Raw genomic sequence first — 17,430 nt, forward strand, 5'->3', positions numbered from 1 at the left:
CTTGCAGGCAGAATCGCAAATTCCTGTGACTCTCAGATTTGCAATTACTCAATCACTACGCATATTGCGCTCGTGCCAGCCAAGAAAAAGAGCAAGCCTAGCGTGAACGAAGTCATCCGTATCAAAGGAGCTCGTCAGCATAATTTAAAAAACCTGGATCTGGATATTCCCATCGGGAAATTCACCGTCATCACAGGTCCATCGGGGTCCGGCAAATCCTCTTTAGCCTTCCACACCCTCTATGCCGAAGGTCAACGGCGCTACGTGGAGACATTTTCTCCATACGTCCGCCAATTTCTCGACCGTATGGATAAACCTGCTGTCGACCGCATCGATGGAATCCCTCCTGCAATTGCGATTGAACAGAAAAATACCATCCGCACAACTCGCTCAACGGTGGGAACCCTCACCGAGCTCAATGACTATCTCAAGTTACTCTATCCTCGGCTAGCGGTAGGCTATGACCCTAACACTGGTGAAGAGATTAAACCTGACTCAGCAGACAGCATCGTCGCGTGGTGCATGGACCATCTAAGTGATGAACAATCTCTAGTCCTCTTCCCAGTCGATATTCCCAAGAAGGGAAAACTGTCAGACACTTTCGAAATTCTCAACCAGCAGGGTTACACGCGCATTTACCATGATGGCGAAATCATCCGCACCGATGAGCCACTTAGCGAAGATCTTCCGTCTCTCCAAGGTGAATGCCTGATCGTTCAAGATCGCTTGAAGATCTCATCGCGGAACAAATCCCGACTTTTAGAGGCCATCGAAACAGCGCTCTCACTCGGCAAGGGCAACATGCAGATCGTCAGCGGTGATCAGCAGAAATCTTTCACCACGAGTTGGACTAATCCAAAGACAGGATTCACCCTGCGCCAGCCAACTGCTGCGCTGTTTTCATTTAACTCCCCTCTCGGTGCCTGCACACACTGCCGTGGTTTTGGGCGTATGATTGGCATTGATCTGCTCAAGGCCATTCCAGACCCATCCTTGAGCATTAAACAGGGTTGCGTTGCTCCTTTCCAAACATCGCGCGGCGCAGAGTGCCAACGCGACCTCCTCAGAGCGGCGAAAGCTAACAGCATCGATATCAATACCCCTTTCTACGAACTCGAAGAACACGAGCGCCGTTGGTTGATGCGCGGGGAAAGAGAGAACTCTGAAGATGCTTGGGAAAATAACGAGTGGTACGGAGTGAAAGGATTCTTCGATTGGTTAGAGACCAAGTCTTACAAGATGCATGTCCGCGTCTTCCTCTCACGCTATCGTGCATATACCGACTGCCCTCACTGCAACGGGTCGCGCCTAACAGAAGAAGCTCTGTGTTTTAAAATTCATGGCAAAACATTGCCCGACCTTTGGGCGATGCCGATCAATGAACTCAGCGCTTGGTTCCTTAAAAACTTCAAAACCAACACGAAAAACCCCAACTTTGGCACCAGCACCCTGCATGCGCTCACCGAAGTGAAGTCTCGTCTCGGGTATCTATGTGACGTTGGACTCACTTACCTCACGCTAGACCGTGCAGCCAACACGCTCTCGGGTGGTGAGATTGAACGAGTGAACCTGACCACCTGCTTGGGAGCGGCCCTGACCAATACACTTTTCGTTCTGGATGAACCCACAGTAGGCCTGCACCAGCGAGACATTAATCAGCTTGTGCATGTGATGAACGATCTTCGCGACAAGGGTAACACGGTGGTGGTGGTGGAGCATGAGGAAACGGTGATGCGCGCCTGTGATCATCTCATCGACATGGGACCGGCCGCCGGGGAACACGGTGGTGAAATCACCTTCGAAGGGTCACTCACCAAGGGCAAGCCACAAAGCGCACGGCACAAAACTTCTCCCACCTTACCCTACCTAACAGGAGCGAAGTCCATTCAGATTCCCAAGCAAAGACGGAAGGCAAAGCAACACCTTACGATCACAGGAGCCAGCCAGCATAACATCAAGAACCTGGACTTTGAACTTCCCCTCGGCGTCTTCACCTGCCTAACAGGTGTATCCGGCTCTGGCAAATCCACCCTGGCCAATAGCATCCTCTATTTAAATCTCGCCAGTAAACTTGGTCTGATAGCCAGTGAAGAGGCGGCTCCTATCAAGAATTTAACAGGGAGTGAACATCTCAGTACAGTAGAGCGTATCGATCAATCGCCACTGACGCGTACACCTCGTTCCACACCTGCAGTGCACTCGGGCGCTTTCGAGGCCATTCGCCAGCTCTTCGTGATGACGCCCGAAGCCAAGGATCAAAAACTCAAGCCGGGTTACTTTTCCTTCAATTCGGGTGACGGGCGGTGCCAGCGCTGCCTCGGCAACGGCTTTGAGAAGGTAGAAATGCAGTTTCTCTCAGATCTCTACATTACTTGCCCTGAATGCGAGGGTAAGCGGTATCACCAGAGGACTCTCGAGTATGAATATGACGGGCGAAATATTGCAGAAACCCTTGATCTAACCATCACTGAGGCGGTCGACCTGTTTAATCCGAAAAACGCCTCAGGCAAAGAAGCCTCACTGCTGAAAAAAGTTCGGACAGCCCTCCGGCCAATGATCGACGTCGGACTAGGTTACCTTCGCCTTGGCCAGCCACTTAACACCCTTTCCGGCGGTGAATCTCAGCGACTGAAGCTCTGTAAAATCCTAGGTGAAAGCAAAACGTCGAAAAACAAATTACTGATTCTCGACGAGCCTACGACTGGTCTTCATTTCACTGATATTGAAAAATTATTAGGCGTCTTCCAGCGTCTCACTGACAGCGGTCACACCTTGTTAGTGATCGAGCACAATCTGGATGTCATCCGTGCAGCGGACCATCTGATCGATCTGGGGCCTGGACCTGGAGCTGACGGTGGAAAAATAGTTTTCACTGGAACTCCCGAAGAAATCCTCAACGCCAAGACTGAAACAGCCGAAGCACTCAAAGGCAGCTTGCCCGTATCGGTTTCCAAAAAATCAGCATCACCGAAGACTTCCACATCAAATTCGATCGTCATCTCCGGTGCCCGGGAGCATAACCTCAAGAACATCTCATTGGAAATTCCGCGCGACGAACTCGTAGTCGTTACCGGCCTTTCTGGCTCAGGCAAATCAACCCTAGCCTTCGATATCGTTTTCGCCGAAGGACAGCGCCGTTTCCTCGACTCGATGTCCCCTTACGCCCGCCAATTCGCTGGGCAGTTAGAGAAGCCGGACATTGACCGGATAACGGGCTTACCCCCAACAGTGGCCATCGAGCAGCGGGTTTCTCGAGGTGGAGGAAAATCAACCACTGGCACAGTCACAGAAATCTATCATTTCTTAAGACTGCTGTATGCCAAACTCGGAATCCAGCACTGTCCGGAATCCGGTGAGGCTGTCATTTCCCAGACAGCGGAAGCCATCGAATCACAGATCGATCTACTTCGTAAAAAGCATAAAAAACTCCTCGTTCTAGCCCCTCTGATCCGATCTCGAAAAGGATACCATACCGATGTCGCGGCTGCGGCTGCACGCAAAGGTATCGACCAATTGTTAGTTGATGGGGAGCTCATCAACACCGCAGATTTCCAACCTCTGACTCGATACAAAGTTCACGATATCTTTGCGGTCTGTGATACTACAGAAGAAGCTCTAAAGATCGGCAAAGGCCATTGCTCAGTGCTTCTCAATCCAGCTAAATCTGAGTTACAAACATTCTCCACCGCGCGGGTATCTCCCGTGACCGGCAAATCATTTGAGGATCCAGATCCTCACCATTTTTCCTTCAACTCACACCGTGGTTGGTGCCCACGCTGTCGAGGATATGGCACGGTCGCTTCTGGTTCAGTCCGTCGACTGAAAACAAACCAATACAACTCCGCACTGGAAGCAGAGATCCACGAGACCTTGTCTACAGACGATACAGAGACACGTGTTACTTGCCCCGAGTGCCTGGGCAGCCGTCTCCGTGAAGAATCTCGACATGTATTCATCAAAAACCAGCCCATCCAAGCTATCAACTGTCTCTCAGTGACCGATGCCGCTTCACTGTTAGAGACATGGAAGTTCTCGGGTAGAGATAAAATTCTAGCGAGGGACATCTTGCCCGAAATCATCCAACGATTGCATTTCCTCACTCACGTAGGCTTAGGCTATCTTCAGCTGGATCGATCAGCCGACACCCTCTCCGGTGGAGAGAGCCAACGCATCCGACTGGCCGCGCAGCTTGGCTCCAACTTGCGAGGAGTTCTTTACGTGTTAGACGAACCCACGATCGGCCTCCATCCGCGAGACAATGTCAAACTACTCGATACACTGGCTGCGCTAAGAGACAGAGGCAATTCTCTGTTAGTAGTGGAACATGATGATGAAACGATTGCCCGTGCATCCCACCTTATCGAACTCGGCCCAGGAGCTGGTGTTCTTGGTGGCGAACTCACGTACAATGCCAAACCTACAAAGAAACATTTCACCTCAGCCGTCACCAAAGAAGATTATCCAAGACGAACGCTGCCTAAAGTTTCTGCCAAAACAGGCTGGATGAAACTAACAGGTTGCCGCGCCAACAACCTTAAAAATATCGACGTCCGCATCCCCCAAGCCCGACTGACCGTGCTGACTGGTGTTTCAGGATGCGGCAAATCCTCGTTGATGCGTGGATGCATCGCGGTAGCCGCAGGGAAGAAGTCAAAAGCTAAGGACCTACCATTCGAGAAAGCCACGGGCTTTACCAAGATCAAACATACCTTCGAGGTTGATCAAACACCGATCGGAAAGACCTCTCGCTCTTGCCCTGCCACCTATGTGAAACTTTTGGATTCCATCCGGCAGCTCTTTGCCCAACTTCCTGATTCGCGGACCCGCGGTTTTACTGCATCACGCTTCTCATTCAACAATGCGGAGGGCCAATGCCCTGAATGCAAAGGTAACGGGCGTATCAAACTCGAAATGGATTTCCTTCCTACCACCTGGGTTCCCTGCGAAGAGTGTAATCAGATGAGGTATAATCCGGCGACTCTTGAAATTCGATACAACGGCAAAAACATTGGTGATGTCTTACGCATGAACATTCGCGAGGCTGCTGACTTTTTTGCATCTCACAACAAGATTCACAGAACACTAGCCCTACTCAACGATACCGGACTCGGGTATCTCCAACTGGGCCAACCAAGTCCAACGCTCTCAGGAGGCGAAGCACAGCGTATCAAGCTGGTCAGCGAACTGACAAAGGGTCGTAAGTCAGTAACCAAAGCCACCCTGCAAAATAATAATCTCTACCTGATCGAGGAGCCTAGTATCGGTCTGCATGAGGAGGATGTGGAAAAACTCATCGACGTGCTACACCGTCTCGTCAACGAAGGCCATACGGTCATCGTCATCGAACACCACACCGCCATCATGGCAGAAGCCGACTACATTATCGACATCGGCCCTGAAGCTGGCGAAAAAGGAGGAAAAATTGTTAGCCAAGGAACCCCCGAACACGTCGCCAAGTCCAAAACCTCCCGCACCGCCCCCTTCTTAAAAGCGCATCTCTAAAGTAGGACAGCTTTGCAAGCTGTCGGCAACCCAAGGAACACTCAACCCAAGCACCCTTCCCCAACAAACGCCTCAAAGCAAGCCTACTACTCGCCCTTGGCTTGATTGAGCCCCTTAAGAAAAGTAGTGATCTCCTTCGGCTCTGCCCTCATGTGGTAATCGTGGTGCAGAAAGGCCCATAGGATTTTGCCATCCTGACCGATGATGTAGGTGGCGGTCAGCGGAAGGGTATCGGTGCCGGCTTCTTTACCGTTGTATTTTTCGAGATCGAAAAACTTCCCATACAGCTTTTCCACCTCGGGTGTCAGTTTGAACAAGAGCCCATACTTCCGCGCCGCCTGGTGATTGAGATCGGTGAGCACCTCGAACTTCAGGCCATTTTTCTCCTTAGTCGTTAGAGTCTTGTCAGGCAACTCAGGGGTGAGGGCTATCAGGCTGGCGCCGGTTTTTTGGATTTCCGGAAGTTCCTTCTGCATCGCTGCCATGGCGATGTTGCAGTATGGGCACCAGCCGCCACGATACCAAGTCAGCACGACGGGGCCTTTTTTCAGCTCCTCGCTGAGAGTGACACTTTTTCCGGTCGCGTTCTTGAGGGTGAAATCCGGTGCTTGGTCGCCCACTTGTTTGGCTCCTTCGACGATTTTGGCCTCTTTAATCGCTGCAATCCCTTCGGCAAAGGCTTTCTTGACCTCTGGCTTCGACTTCATGGTCGAACGCCCTTCACGAGCCTTGAGCTGCTCGCTGAGTGTTTGAGCACCGCTATGGATGGCTAACAGGGATGTTAAACAGATGGTTAGAGATAGAATCTTCATGGTTTAAAGGTGTCTCTTTTTCCTCGAACGTCAAGCACCAGCACCGATCTAGCCAGAAGCCTTGTCTGCGTTACGCTTGGAGTAAATAACCTCGGTCCATTATTTTTTTTCAAAGACTTGTCCTTTCTCCTCGCTCCCATTCGTTACCTTTTTAGAATCCTCGATAAGACTCGGAAAAAATACGATGAATCAATACCTTATAGCCATCCACCGTCCGAATGATTACGATCCTTCGGCTGCAGAAGATGATGAGATGCGTGGAGAGATCGACGCACTCAACGATGAAATGGTGGAGGCGGATGTGAGGGTGTTCGTCGGTGGCCTGAAGCCGATAGATTGTGCCAAATCAATTAGGGTCCAACCTGATGGGAAGTTTTGCGTCACAGACGAGGCCTATGTACAGACTTCGGAACATGTTGGAGGTTTTTGGGTATTGGAAGTCGCCGACGAGAGTGAAGCCTTGGATTGGGGGCGCAAGGCGGCTGTCGCCTGCCGGGCATCCGTCGAGGTACGACCATTTCATTAATCTGAAAAATCTATGAAAAATAACGAATCAACCAGCGATTTTGAAATCGTAAGCAAACGCCTGATCCCTGCCGATCCGGAGAGGGTCTTGTGCGCATTTTCGGAGCAGGCTCACTTGGAAAAATGGTGGGGGCCAAAGGGCTACGTGAACACTTTTCACCAATTCGACTTTTCTCCCGGAGGCGAGTGGCGCTTTGACATGCGCTCTCCAGACGGTGAGGTGTTTGAAAATGAATGTGTGTTCGAGGAAATCGGGCCGGAGAGGATCGTGGTCAGACACCTCGCACCGGTACACCGTTTCTTGGCAACGATTTCATTGTTGGAAAAAGATGGCGCCACAGAACTTGAATGGCGCATGGTTTTTGAGAACGAGCAGCAATATCAGGACGCGATGGAATATGTGCCCCAGTGCAACGAGGAGACAATCGATCGCTTGGAAGCAGAGCTGGCCAACATCCCTGGGGATGGCTCCGATGAACGCGACTTGTTTCTCATCCGCATCTTCGATGCTCCAGCTGAGAAAGTTTACGAGGCATGGACGAATCCTGTGTTAATCAAGCAATGGTTCGCGCCGCATCCGATGGCCTTACCGGTCGCCGAGCTCGACGTCCGCCCAGGCGGCTCTAGTTACATGGTGATGCGTGGACCGGATGGCAACGACATGCCATTGCACGGAGTCTATCTAGAGGTAATTCCTAACAAACGCCTCGTTTCCACCGATGCCTACAAGACTGCATGGGAGCCATCGGAAAAACCATTTCTCACTATCGATCTGACATTCGAAGAATTCAACGGTCGCACCCGCTACACCGCTCGTACCCGACACTGGAGCATGGAAGATCGCGTGGCTCACGAGGAAATGGGATTCCACCAAGGCTGGAACCAATGTGCCGACCAACTCGCAGACCTCGTCGAAAAATCAAACTAATCTCTTTTTCTAACAACAAACAACCAAACACTAAAACCATGAGTAACCCAGTTATCGAACCCTACCTCTTCTTCGACGGCAACTGCGAGGAAGCCGTTGAATTCTATCGCGACAATCTCGGTGCCAAAATCGAGATGATGATGCGCTACAGCGAGTGCCCGGACGAGCTTCCGCCCGAAATGTCCGGAGAGGAAAATGCCAACAAGATCATGCACGTCAGCTTCTCCATCGGTGAAAGCCGCATCATGGCATCCGATGGCGGCTGCGGTGCCGAGGCTCCCAAATTTGGCGGATTCTCGCTGTCGATCGGTCTCGACGACGAGGCGGAAGCCAAACGTCTCTTTGACCTGCTCGCAGACGGAGGTAAGGTTGAGATGCCGTTAGGTAAAACCTTCTGGTCCCCATGCTTCGGATCGCTGACCGATAAGTTCGGTCTCGATTGGATGATCAGCGTAGCCCCAGAAGAAGAACAATAAACCCACAACTCTATCAAGCCATGAGCCAATACATCGACGGATTCGTCATCCCCGTTCCCAAAGAAAAAATCGACGCTTACAAAGCCACCGCCACTCAAGCCGCCGCAATCTGGAAAGAGCACGGTGCACTGGAGTATCGCGAGTGCGTGGGCGACGACATGGACATCGAGGACCAGATCCCCTTTCCCAAACTTGCTGATGCCAAGGCGGACGAAGTAGTCGTCTTCGCCTACGTCGTTTTCGAATCACGCGAAGCACGAGACGCGGCTAACAAAAAAATCATGGCCGATCCCCGCATCGAAGCGATGTGTGAGGAAGTGGGTCGCATTTTCGATTGTAAGCGCATGGCCTACGGCGGTTTCAAAACCATCGTCCACCAATAAGCACCTGATCATGTCTAACGAAAACCCACAACAAGCCACCGATGAGTATCTTTTGCTCATCCGGGGAACGCATTGGAACCACGGCATGTCCCCTGCCGAGTTGCAGAAAACCATGACCGACTTCTACGCCTGGGCAGACGGACTTTCCGAAGCTGGCATTCTCCGTGGCGCCCAACCACTGATGGAAGATGGCAAACTGGTTTCCGGCTCCAAGGGTTCCACCGTGACGGATGGCGTCTTTATCGAATGCAAGGAAGCGATCGCCGGGTATTTCCAACTCGCTGTCGGCTCCATGGACGTGGCTCTCGATCACGCCCGTGCCTGCCCGATCCTCGAATACGGAGCCGAAGTCGAGGTGCGCCCCATCGCCGATCTCTGCCGCCCGATGGCCGAAGTTAAAAAAGAAAGCAAAACATCATGAAAGAAATAGTCACCTGTCTCTGGTTCGATGGCGACGCGGAAGAAGCCGCGAAGTTCTACACATCGATCCTTCCGGATTCCAAAATCCAGCGCGTCACTCAATCGCCTGCCGACACGCATGCGCAGAAAGCTGGCGATGTCATCACCGTGGAGTTCACATTGTTAGGAAAACCCTACATGGGCCTCAACGGCGGACCAGACTACCCATTCACCGAAGCGGTATCGTTCCAAATCATGTGCGAAGACCAGGCCGAAGTGGACCGGATGTGGTCGGAGCTGAGCAAAGGCGGATCAGAGGTCGCCTGCGGATGGCTCAAAGATCGTTGGGGGCTCTGCTGGCAGATTGTTCCAGTCCGGATGATCGAACTGCTGAATGATCCAGACCGCGAACGCGCCAAACGCGCTCAAGAAGCGATGATGAAAATGGTCAAGCTCGACATCGCCACACTCGAAGCCGCCGCCGATAACAAAGAATAAACTCCAATCAAGATGAGCGAAAACAAAGAACAAGACAAATCCGCCATCCGCTCGGTCATCGACGAATGGTCGCAAGCCATCCGCGAGAAAAACGTGGCCGGAGTCATGGAGCATTTCGCCCCGAACTCGGTGCGTTTCTACATGGCCCCGCCATTGCAGGCGACCATGCCACTTGAGGAAAATCTGGAAGGCTGGTTTGCCACTTTTCAAGGCCCGATCGATTATGAAATCCGCGACCTAACAATCGTGGTGGGTGGTGATATCGCCTACTGTCACAGCTTCAACCGTATCGCTGGAACCAAGCAAGATGGATCGACACCCGATGTCTGGTTCCGCGACACACTTTGTTTCCGGAAAATAGACAATCAGTGGAAAATCACCCACGCTCATGAGTCGGTTCCGTTCGAGATGGAAGAGCCTTTTCATGCTGCGCTTGATTTGAAACCTTAGACCTTAAGATCGGTCAACCAGTGAACCAACTTGATTTTTCCGAAGACTTCTTCCGCAGGGAGAGCGCACGTCTTGTTGGATTTCTAACAACTCGATTCGGATTGCAGCGTCTTCAGTTTGCCGAGGATGTCGCGCAGGAGACTTTGGTGCGGGCCATGCAGACCTGGCCCTACCGTGGAATGCCGGACAACCCATCGGCCTGGCTGACTCAGACAGCAAAGAATGTTTCCATCGATCTCTTACGCCGGGAGCAAAACTGGCGTGATAAAGAAAGCGACATCGCTGCCGAACACTCACGCTGGTTAGCTGATCCGGTAGAAGAGACTCACGAGGAAACCTTCGCCGATGACACGCTGCGCATGATCTTCGTCTGCTTTCACCCACAGCTATCAACTGAAGCGCAGACCGCGCTGGCCTTGCGGACCATTTGCGGATTGAGCCCTGCGGAGATCGCCGCCGCATTTCTCACCTCGGAAGCTGCGATCAGTAAACGTCTGGTGCGTGCCAGACAGCGCATCCGTGAACTCGCCCTTCCCTTCTCTGTGCCCGACCTCGAAGAGCTTTCATTTCGGTTAGAAGGAGTCCTCGGCACGATCTACCTCCTTTTCAATGAAGGCTACAAAGCCTCATCCGGAGAGAGCCTTGTCCGCTCGGATCTTTGCCAGGAAGCGATCCGACTGGTCAGTCTGCTAGCAGAACATCCCACCACTCGAACCCCGCGCACGCTAGCCTTACTCGCCCTCATGCTGCTGAACGCCGCACGATTGTCCTCGCGCACAGACGAGGCTGGAAATCTCCTACGGCTGCACGAGCAAGACCGCTTGGTCTGGGATCGCTCCATGATCGAGCGCGGCGTCCGCTGTCTCGCTCTGGCTGGAAAAGGCAACGAACTCTCGCCCTATCATCTGGAAGCAGGAATCGCCGCCTGCCATTGCCTGGCCAAAGACAAAGACTCGACCGATTGGAGCCGTATTCTGAGGCTTTATGATCAGCTGCTTTCCCTGGTGGATTCTCCCATCACACGATTGAACCGCAGCGTCGCTCTCGCCCAAGTGCACGGCGCTGAGGCGGGTCTCTTGTCGATGAAAAACCTGCCGCTGGAATCATTCTATTTGCTGCACGCAGTCCGCGGCACCTTTGAAATCGAGCGTAACAATCTCAATGCCGCCAAAATCCATTTCTGCAAAGCTCTAGATCTCGCCCAGCTTCCTTCTGAGCGAAGGTTTCTTATTTCACGGATTACAGAATGCGAAGTAGCGGCCAGAAGGTAATCCAATCTATACCTAGCTAATCTACCGGATAATAAACTCGTAAATCTTCCGCCAAGGTCACCACACTCACGCAATGACCGAGTCCACGAAAGGAACCTTGGCTGCTATCACAGCATTTTCGTTGTGGGGGATCTTGCCTGTATTCTGGAAAGCCCTCGGCAGCATCCCTGTGTTGGAACTGACCGCACACAGGGTGGTTTGGACCTTAGTGATTCTTATTGTGTTACTAACATCCCAGCAGAAGGTCCTGAAAACACTCTCCTTGCTAAGGTCGCCCAAAATCATTGCTGTGCACGCTTTGGCCGCCACCTGCTTGGCGTCTAACTGGTTGATCTACGTGTGGGCAACCTTGAACGATCGTATCCTTGAGGGCGCGCTCGGCTATTACATCAATCCCTTTCTATACATTTTGTTAGGAAGAATCTTTCTTGGCGAGAGACACTCACGATTGCAGATGCTTGCGATCGCAGTGGCGGCAACGGGAGTCGTTTTACAATTTCCTGCGGTAAAAGGAGTCCCTTGGGCAGCACTCGGGCTGGCATTCTCATTTGCGTGTTATGGAATGATTCGTAAGAAGTCGCCTTTGGGCTCATTTGATGGTCTAGCTATCGAATCGACACTCATGCTTCCTGTCGCCCTCGTCTACGTATCCTTTCTACAGGCACAAGGCGGCTCAACTTTCGGCATGGCGGCAGATACCTCATGGCTGCTGGTAGCTACAGGTGCGGCTACGGCAGCGCCTTTGCTGTTTTTTGCCCGTGGTGCCCGAGCCATCAGCTTGTCACTGTTAGGCATACTGCAATTCATCGGACCGACTGGTCAATTCTTCATCGGATGGCTCATGTATGATGAACCACTGCCACCTCTTCGACTGATTTCATTTGCTCTGATCTGGACTGCTGTACTTATCTATATATTCAGCATGAGGCGAAAATTAAGCATGCCTGATCAAATTTTGACAGAATGAACAAAATGGGGTAGGCTGTCTGCCGCCATGTCCGCTCTATTTCCAAGCTTTCTACGACACTCACTGGTTTTACTCCTGTTCGCCGCCCTTGCAAATGTATCTCAGGCTGAGCAACGGCGCTTCCAGAACAAGGAAGAGACCAAGAGCTTCTTCGCCGAGTTGAATGGTTACGATGCGAAAACCAAGATCGTCACGGTTCGCATGAGTAATGGTCGGCAACAGCGCTTTCCCATCGATATCCTCAGTGATGACGATCAAAAGTACGTGTTAGAAAACGCGAGGAGACTTGCGATAGGAAACGAGATCCGAGTCACTCTGCGCAAGTTCCAAGACAAGTCGAAGAAAGAACTTAAGGAACGAATTGTCGATCGGGTCTCCCCTTCAGGTTACGAAGTTAGTCTGAACAACAGGGCGAAAAGAACCTTCAAAGACATCAAACTCAACTACACTCTTTACTATGAGGTTCAGGACTATCTTAAGCCAGAGCGTGAACAGAAAACCAAGGAAGGCACCTTGGAATGCAAAGCCATCACCTCACAGCAGACCATCACGTTGAAGACCGAGACTGTCGACATCGTATCAGGTAAATTGGATCCCGTGATCAAAAACGTCCGCCGCAGAGGTGCAGACGGTTCTGACTATATCGAACCTGTTGTGGAAAAGCCCGGTGGCCGCCGCAAAGACCTACTCATCGGCTGTAAGCTGGACGTGGTGGTCGACGGCGAAGTCGTGAAATCCATCACCGACGGCACTATCCAGATCGAATCCCCCGAAGACAATTCGTAAGGATTTCGTCAGGCTCCCAGCACAGTGCCGGCTTCCAAGACATTGCCTTTAAGGAAATCATCAGCTGACATTCTGCGTGAGCCGTCCGGCTGTACTTCCCCCAGGATCAAACATCCTTCTCCGCACGATACGATTAACTTTCCATCCTCATCGATTCTCACTTCACCCGGCTTCTCAGAACTCTTGCCATTGACGATCACTGGCGGGAAAATTTTAAGTCTGCGAGAACGGCCTTTTTTGTCGGTGAAGCTAGTGGAAGTTCCCGGCCAAGGATGGTAAGCGCGGACACGGCGTTCGAGTGCTTCCGCAGACATAGACCAGTCGATCTCTCCATGCTCGCGCATTAATTTGGAGATGTAGCTCACTTCTGACTCGTCCTGCGGAGTGCGGCTGGCAGTTCCATTTTTTAACTGTTCCAAGGCTTCGGTCAAAGCCGATGGTGCAAGTTCTGCCAGACGGTCGTGAAGCTCTCCTCCGGTTTCCTGCTCACCTATTTTGATTTCTTTTTTCAAAATGATGTCTCCAGCATCGAGAGCCTTGACCACATGCATAACGGTAATTCCCGTATGCGAATCACCGGCATCGATAGCTGCCTGGATACATGCGGCGCCACGGAACTTGGGGAGGAGTGATGCGTGTAGATTAATGCAGGCCACGCGTGGTATATCGAGCAGTGCTTGAGACAAGATCTGGCCGTAGGCCATTACTACGATGACGTCAGGTTGCAGAGCGGCCAACTCTGAGAGGAACCCTTCATCTCTCGCTTTTTCAGGCTGAAGCACCGGAATGTTGTGGCTGAGAGCTAGGTTTTTTATTTCGGGTGGAGTCAGGATCTGTTTACGGCCAACAGGCTTGTCTGGCTGAGTCACCAGTGCAACCACGCCATTACCTAACAACGATGAAAACGAGGGCATTGCGATATCGCCCGTGCCCATAAAAACGATCCGAAATGTAGACTCAGCCATGTGCGCTGGATGATACAGATGCCACCGCTCCTAGCCAGAGTTTTGGCGAACGATTTTCACGGCCTTCAACGAGAGCTACCACTCTGAAAAAAGCGGGCCACGTTCTGAACGAACGTGACCCGCTGAATAAATCAATCTGATCTGAAGCTTAGTTTACACCAAACTTCCAAGTGTAGCTGCGGTTAGCAGAGAACGCTTTGTAGCCGGAAATCGTGCGCGTGTTTCTAGCTGCGGCTGCGTATTTGTAGACACCGGATCTTAGGTAAACTGTGCGGCTGGTTCGAGCAGGCACACTGACAAATCTTTTTTCAGGGCCTTCAACACCAACAACGATGTTTCGGTAAGAGTTGTTTTGAATCGTTACACGTGGCTTTTGCTGATAAGTAGTCGTGTATGTTGGGGTGGTACGTTTTGGCGTAGGCGTGTCGCAAGAACTCATGAACATAGTTGTTACGGCAACCGAAATCATGGTGGTAAGTTGAAGTATTTTTTTCATAGTAATTGTTGTTGTCGATGTCGCGATCAGAAAATTTGTTCTGTTAGCTACGATTCCAACGCTAGCCAAAACCACGGCTCAAATCCACACATTTTTTCATAGCTCACTGAAAATTCATTTCGGATTTGTTCACTTTCCAATGAAGCATAATGATTGAACTGAGGATGAAATGGGAGGCAACATACAATCCATGGTGAGGCAGGAGTGAACAGGTAGCACATGAAGAACATCACCTATTTCCAGTCCCTCCAAACAGTTTGAAGGAGCACTGACCAGGCCGTGCTCTTGGCTCAGGCTTTTCACCACGACATTCGGCAAGACCTGCTGGTGGCCATCCGAGTCGGTCACCAAGACCCGCCCATACTCGTGCTCCTGCAACCGCTCTTTGGATAGATGAACCGCACCGCCGTGGATAACAATCTCCCCGCGCGTTGGGTAGATACCTGCGATCGGACAAGCCAAACGAAGCGCTATATCATCAAGTTCACATGCACCGATCTGATATTGCATGAGGTCATAAAAGACAAAGTTTCCCGGGCGAATTTCCGTCATGCTAGAAAAATCCTCCACCACACTGCACGATGGAGTATCACCGCATGATATGTCGACCTTACGATTTATTACCGCACTCAAGATGTCTGAGGCATGCAACATGCGTTCAGAACACCGCTGATAGGATTGAACGATCTCGTCAGAATTTCGGCAGGTGTAGGTATCACCACCATGAGTCAGCACGCCTCTAAGATTCAGGCAAGCGGCTGACTCTACGACGGAAGCCAATCTCTTCAGTGATTCTTGATCATCCCAAGCGACACCCGTCCGAGCATAGCCGGCATCAATTTCAATCCACACATCCACCTCCGATTCTAGGCCCTCTGCCAGCATATTTACCACATCGGGTGAATCGGTGATCAAACCCAGCTTCACAGTCGATGAGAGCTTCCTATAAATATCCATGGCCCCAGGCTGGGCAGGAAAAGCGATCAGGATATCATCCCAGCCACCATTGGCAAAGAACTCAGCCATCGTGGGGGATGAAACTGTGCAACTCTCCACGCCCTCTTCGCAAAACCATTCCGCCACCTCCAACGACTGGTGGGTTTTAAAATGAGGTCTCAGCACGACTCCACTGCGCTGTGCTTTCTCCACCATGCGCTTGATATTTCTCCGGGCACGGAAAACATCGATTTCTAGCACTGGTCCAGGAATAGATCTTGGGGTAAACATCTCTTAGACAATGTAGTACAATCGGCTACGCTTATTCCAGCGAGATTATCTCTCGATTTCTCCACTCATCTGAAACGCCGTGCATCATTCCGTCATTTCCGGTGTTTAAACCAGCACGCTACTCCTGCATCACACTATGAACTCGAAAGTTATCTTCTCATCCGTTTTTCTCGGCATCGTGTTGCTGGCTGGAGTCACTGGTTTTTTCCTAACACAGGCAGATGACACAGATGGACATACGAGCAAGAAAGCTCCACAGGCAGAAAAGTCATCTACCCTCCCCTCATTGCCAGCCAATAAACCGATGCAGCGGAGCAACCGCAGGGACGCCAATACGAGCGGTGTCGATGATGTTCCTCCGTTTGCGTTAGCGAATGAGCGTATCATCCGCTTCAAGGACGACGATGATTATCGGAAATTTCTAGCCAGCTTGAATGCCAGAGGACTGCGTTTACTCGGAAAATCCGATCGCCTCCGCGCTGTGCGAGTGGGTTTCAGTTCACTTACCAGCCTCGATGACATCGAAGGTGGTGAGCTCGCCTATAACTATCTGGTAACCCTGCCGACACCTCCCGGGCAAGGTGAAGCCCAAGCTGGAGCCATGGGGTTCGGGCGCGACGCACTGTCTTGGCTAGGCATCAATGTCGACAACTCTCTGTGGGGCAAGGGAGTCACCGTGGCGGTGATCGACTCCGGGGTGAATCAGCATATTGCGTTCAATGGCGGTGTCACCAATATCGAACTGACCACCTTGGCGGATGGTAGCTCTCAGCTCAGTCATGGCACCGCAGTTGCCTCAATCATTTCCGGAGACCACCCTTTGACGAAGGGCGTGGCACCAGCGTCCGATATTCTTTCTATCAGAGTGACGGATGACAGCGGTTCATCGGATTCTTTCACGCTTGCCGAGGGCATCATGCAGGCCGCGGACGCAGGAGCTCAGGTGATCAACATCTCGATGGGAACCTTCGCCAATAGCTCCCTGGTCGCGGATGCGGTTCTTTATGCTCAGGAGAGAGGCGCTGTGATCGTCGCATCATCCGGCAACGAAGGATATGACGCCATCGCCTACCCAGCGGCCTATCCGGGAGTGATCTCCGTTGGCGCGGTAGAAAGCCAGGGTGAGCACCTCGATTTTTCCAACAGTGGCAATCAGCTCTCGATTACTGCGCCTGGCTATCAAGTCAATGCCGCATGGGGTGAAGAGCAACTCACTGCCTTTTCAGGAACCTCGGCCAGCGCTCCTTTTGTCAGTGGTGCCATCGCAGCTACGATGTCAGCCAATCCACAGATGACCGCCCAGCAAGCGGCTAACCTCGTCATTGGACTAGCAAATGATGCCGGCCTGCCTGGAAATGATTCCGACTTCGGTGGTGGCATATTGGACGTCGGGCGCGTGATGCAATCTGGCACGCCTGGCATTTACGACGCAGCTGTCACCGGCCAAGTTCTAGTCCCTGCGAGTTCGCCAACGTCCTTGCCGAAGGTCTTGGTCACGGTGCAGAATCAGGGTACTGAGCCACTGATCAACAGCCCTGTAACAATCACCAGTCCAAGTGGCAGCCAGCAGCTTAACATCAGCAGCCTGTCGCCAGGGCAAACACAGACTTTCCAAATTCCGATCGCGATTCCAGCCAACGGAGACCCTGTCACGGTTAGCACGACAGTCACCAGCTCAGCAGGCGATCAGGACAGCAGCAATAACAGCCGTAGTAACAGCTTTGCTCGTCAGCTTGAAGAATAAG

Annotated in this window: 16 protein-coding genes and 1 pseudogene; 13 read left to right on the plus strand and 4 right to left on the minus strand. The window is 51.8% G+C overall.

What is annotated here, in order from left to right:
- The first annotated feature begins 72 nt into the window (after positions 1-72).
- Positions 73-5,502: an excinuclease ABC subunit UvrA gene (gene uvrA / locus ACSPJT_RS06095; protein ID WP_435895478.1), complete on the plus strand. Its 5,430-nt coding sequence runs from the start codon at positions 73-75 to the stop codon at positions 5,500-5,502.
- Between the two features lie 86 nt (positions 5,503-5,588).
- Here uvrA and ACSPJT_RS06100 read toward each other — a convergent pair whose 3' ends face one another.
- The gene (locus tag ACSPJT_RS06100) at positions 5,589-6,314 is read right to left on the minus strand and encodes a peroxiredoxin-like family protein (RefSeq protein WP_435895479.1); all 726 of its coding nucleotides are present in this window, start codon (positions 6,312-6,314) and stop codon (positions 5,589-5,591) included.
- A 184-nt stretch (positions 6,315-6,498) separates the two neighbouring features.
- On the opposite strand from ACSPJT_RS06100, the gene ACSPJT_RS06105 reads away from it, so the two are divergent.
- From ACSPJT_RS06105 to ACSPJT_RS06155, 11 genes and pseudogenes are all read left to right on the plus strand, one after another.
- Positions 6,499-6,840, plus strand: coding sequence for a YciI family protein (locus tag ACSPJT_RS06105; RefSeq protein ID WP_435895480.1), 342 nt, complete (start codon positions 6,499-6,501; stop codon positions 6,838-6,840).
- Between the two features lie 12 nt (positions 6,841-6,852).
- Positions 6,853-7,275, plus strand: a pseudogene (locus tag ACSPJT_RS06110) (SRPBCC domain-containing protein); the annotation flags it as partial.
- Positions 7,276-7,284: 9 nt separating this feature from the next.
- Entirely contained in the window at positions 7,285-7,767 is a 483-nt protein-coding gene (locus ACSPJT_RS06115; protein ID WP_435896187.1) for an SRPBCC family protein, read from the plus strand.
- 38 nt (positions 7,768-7,805) lie between these two features.
- Positions 7,806-8,243: a VOC family protein gene (locus tag ACSPJT_RS06120; RefSeq protein WP_435895481.1), complete on the plus strand. Its 438-nt coding sequence runs from the start codon at positions 7,806-7,808 to the stop codon at positions 8,241-8,243.
- A gap of 20 nt (positions 8,244-8,263) precedes the next feature.
- Positions 8,264-8,626, plus strand: a complete 363-nt coding sequence (locus ACSPJT_RS06125) for a DUF1428 domain-containing protein (protein WP_435895482.1) — start codon at positions 8,264-8,266, stop codon at positions 8,624-8,626.
- 10 nt (positions 8,627-8,636) lie between these two features.
- Positions 8,637-9,047, plus strand: coding sequence for a YciI family protein (locus tag ACSPJT_RS06130; protein WP_435895483.1), 411 nt, complete (start codon positions 8,637-8,639; stop codon positions 9,045-9,047).
- Positions 9,044-9,523 carry a VOC family protein gene (locus tag ACSPJT_RS06135; RefSeq protein ID WP_435895484.1) on the plus strand — a complete coding sequence of 160 codons (480 nt, stop codon included), beginning with the start codon at positions 9,044-9,046 and terminating at the stop codon, positions 9,521-9,523. Before ACSPJT_RS06130 ends, ACSPJT_RS06135 begins: the two co-directional genes overlap by 4 nt.
- A gap of 12 nt (positions 9,524-9,535) precedes the next feature.
- Positions 9,536-9,973, plus strand: a complete 438-nt coding sequence (locus ACSPJT_RS06140; protein ID WP_435895485.1) for a YybH family protein — start codon at positions 9,536-9,538, stop codon at positions 9,971-9,973.
- 20 nt (positions 9,974-9,993) lie between these two features.
- The gene (locus ACSPJT_RS06145) at positions 9,994-11,244 is read left to right on the plus strand and encodes an RNA polymerase sigma factor (RefSeq protein WP_435895486.1); all 1,251 of its coding nucleotides are present in this window, start codon (positions 9,994-9,996) and stop codon (positions 11,242-11,244) included.
- A 73-nt stretch (positions 11,245-11,317) separates the two neighbouring features.
- On the plus strand, positions 11,318-12,211 hold the full coding sequence (gene rarD, locus ACSPJT_RS06150) for an EamA family transporter RarD (RefSeq protein ID WP_435895487.1): 894 nt from the start codon (positions 11,318-11,320) through the stop codon (positions 12,209-12,211).
- Positions 12,212-12,238: 27 nt separating this feature from the next.
- Positions 12,239-12,997, plus strand: coding sequence for a hypothetical protein (locus ACSPJT_RS06155; protein WP_435895488.1), 759 nt, complete (start codon positions 12,239-12,241; stop codon positions 12,995-12,997).
- Positions 12,998-13,005: 8 nt separating this feature from the next.
- Here the strand turns inward: ACSPJT_RS06155 and fmt are convergent, their stop codons facing one another.
- The 3 genes from fmt to ACSPJT_RS06170 all read right to left on the minus strand — a co-directional run bounded on the left by fmt (position 13,006) and on the right by ACSPJT_RS06170 (position 15,685).
- On the minus strand, positions 13,006-13,962 hold the full coding sequence (fmt, locus tag ACSPJT_RS06160) for a methionyl-tRNA formyltransferase (RefSeq protein WP_435895489.1): 957 nt from the start codon (positions 13,960-13,962) through the stop codon (positions 13,006-13,008).
- A 148-nt stretch (positions 13,963-14,110) separates the two neighbouring features.
- Complete coding sequence (locus ACSPJT_RS06165) at positions 14,111-14,458, minus strand: hypothetical protein (RefSeq protein WP_435895490.1); 348 nt, start codon at positions 14,456-14,458, stop codon at positions 14,111-14,113.
- Positions 14,459-14,587: 129 nt separating this feature from the next.
- On the minus strand, positions 14,588-15,685 hold the full coding sequence (locus ACSPJT_RS06170; protein WP_435895491.1) for an alanine racemase: 1,098 nt from the start codon (positions 15,683-15,685) through the stop codon (positions 14,588-14,590).
- Between the two features lie 136 nt (positions 15,686-15,821).
- On the opposite strand from ACSPJT_RS06170, the gene ACSPJT_RS06175 reads away from it, so the two are divergent.
- The gene (locus tag ACSPJT_RS06175; protein WP_435895492.1) at positions 15,822-17,429 is read left to right on the plus strand and encodes a S8 family peptidase; all 1,608 of its coding nucleotides are present in this window, start codon (positions 15,822-15,824) and stop codon (positions 17,427-17,429) included.
- Position 17,430: the final 1 nt, after the last annotated feature.

Source organism: Oceaniferula spumae, from assembly GCF_042849255.1.
Taxonomy (GTDB): domain Bacteria; phylum Verrucomicrobiota; class Verrucomicrobiia; order Verrucomicrobiales; family Akkermansiaceae; genus Oceaniferula; species Oceaniferula spumae.

Bases quoted from the DNA above. Each gene is read 5' to 3' on its own strand.
- ACSPJT_RS06125 (WP_435895482.1), top strand. From the start codon at position 8,264: ATGAGCCAATACATCGACGGATTCGTCATCCCCGTTCCCAAAGAAAAA.
- ACSPJT_RS06165 (WP_435895490.1), bottom strand. From the start codon at position 14,458: ATGAAAAAAATACTTCAACTTACCACCATGATTTCGGTTGCCGTAACA.
- ACSPJT_RS06100 (WP_435895479.1), bottom strand. From the start codon at position 6,314: ATGAAGATTCTATCTCTAACCATCTGTTTAACATCCCTGTTAGCCATC.
- rarD (WP_435895487.1), top strand. From the start codon at position 11,318: ATGACCGAGTCCACGAAAGGAACCTTGGCTGCTATCACAGCATTTTCG.
- ACSPJT_RS06130 (WP_435895483.1), top strand. From the start codon at position 8,637: ATGTCTAACGAAAACCCACAACAAGCCACCGATGAGTATCTTTTGCTC.
- ACSPJT_RS06175 (WP_435895492.1), top strand. From the start codon at position 15,822: ATGAACTCGAAAGTTATCTTCTCATCCGTTTTTCTCGGCATCGTGTTG.
- ACSPJT_RS06120 (WP_435895481.1), top strand. From the start codon at position 7,806: ATGAGTAACCCAGTTATCGAACCCTACCTCTTCTTCGACGGCAACTGC.
- ACSPJT_RS06140 (WP_435895485.1), top strand. From the start codon at position 9,536: ATGAGCGAAAACAAAGAACAAGACAAATCCGCCATCCGCTCGGTCATC.
- fmt (WP_435895489.1), bottom strand. From the start codon at position 13,962: ATGGCTGAGTCTACATTTCGGATCGTTTTTATGGGCACGGGCGATATC.
- ACSPJT_RS06135 (WP_435895484.1), top strand. From the start codon at position 9,044: ATGAAAGAAATAGTCACCTGTCTCTGGTTCGATGGCGACGCGGAAGAA.
- ACSPJT_RS06105 (WP_435895480.1), top strand. From the start codon at position 6,499: ATGAATCAATACCTTATAGCCATCCACCGTCCGAATGATTACGATCCT.
- ACSPJT_RS06155 (WP_435895488.1), top strand. From the start codon at position 12,239: ATGTCCGCTCTATTTCCAAGCTTTCTACGACACTCACTGGTTTTACTC.
- ACSPJT_RS06170 (WP_435895491.1), bottom strand. From the start codon at position 15,685: ATGTTTACCCCAAGATCTATTCCTGGACCAGTGCTAGAAATCGATGTT.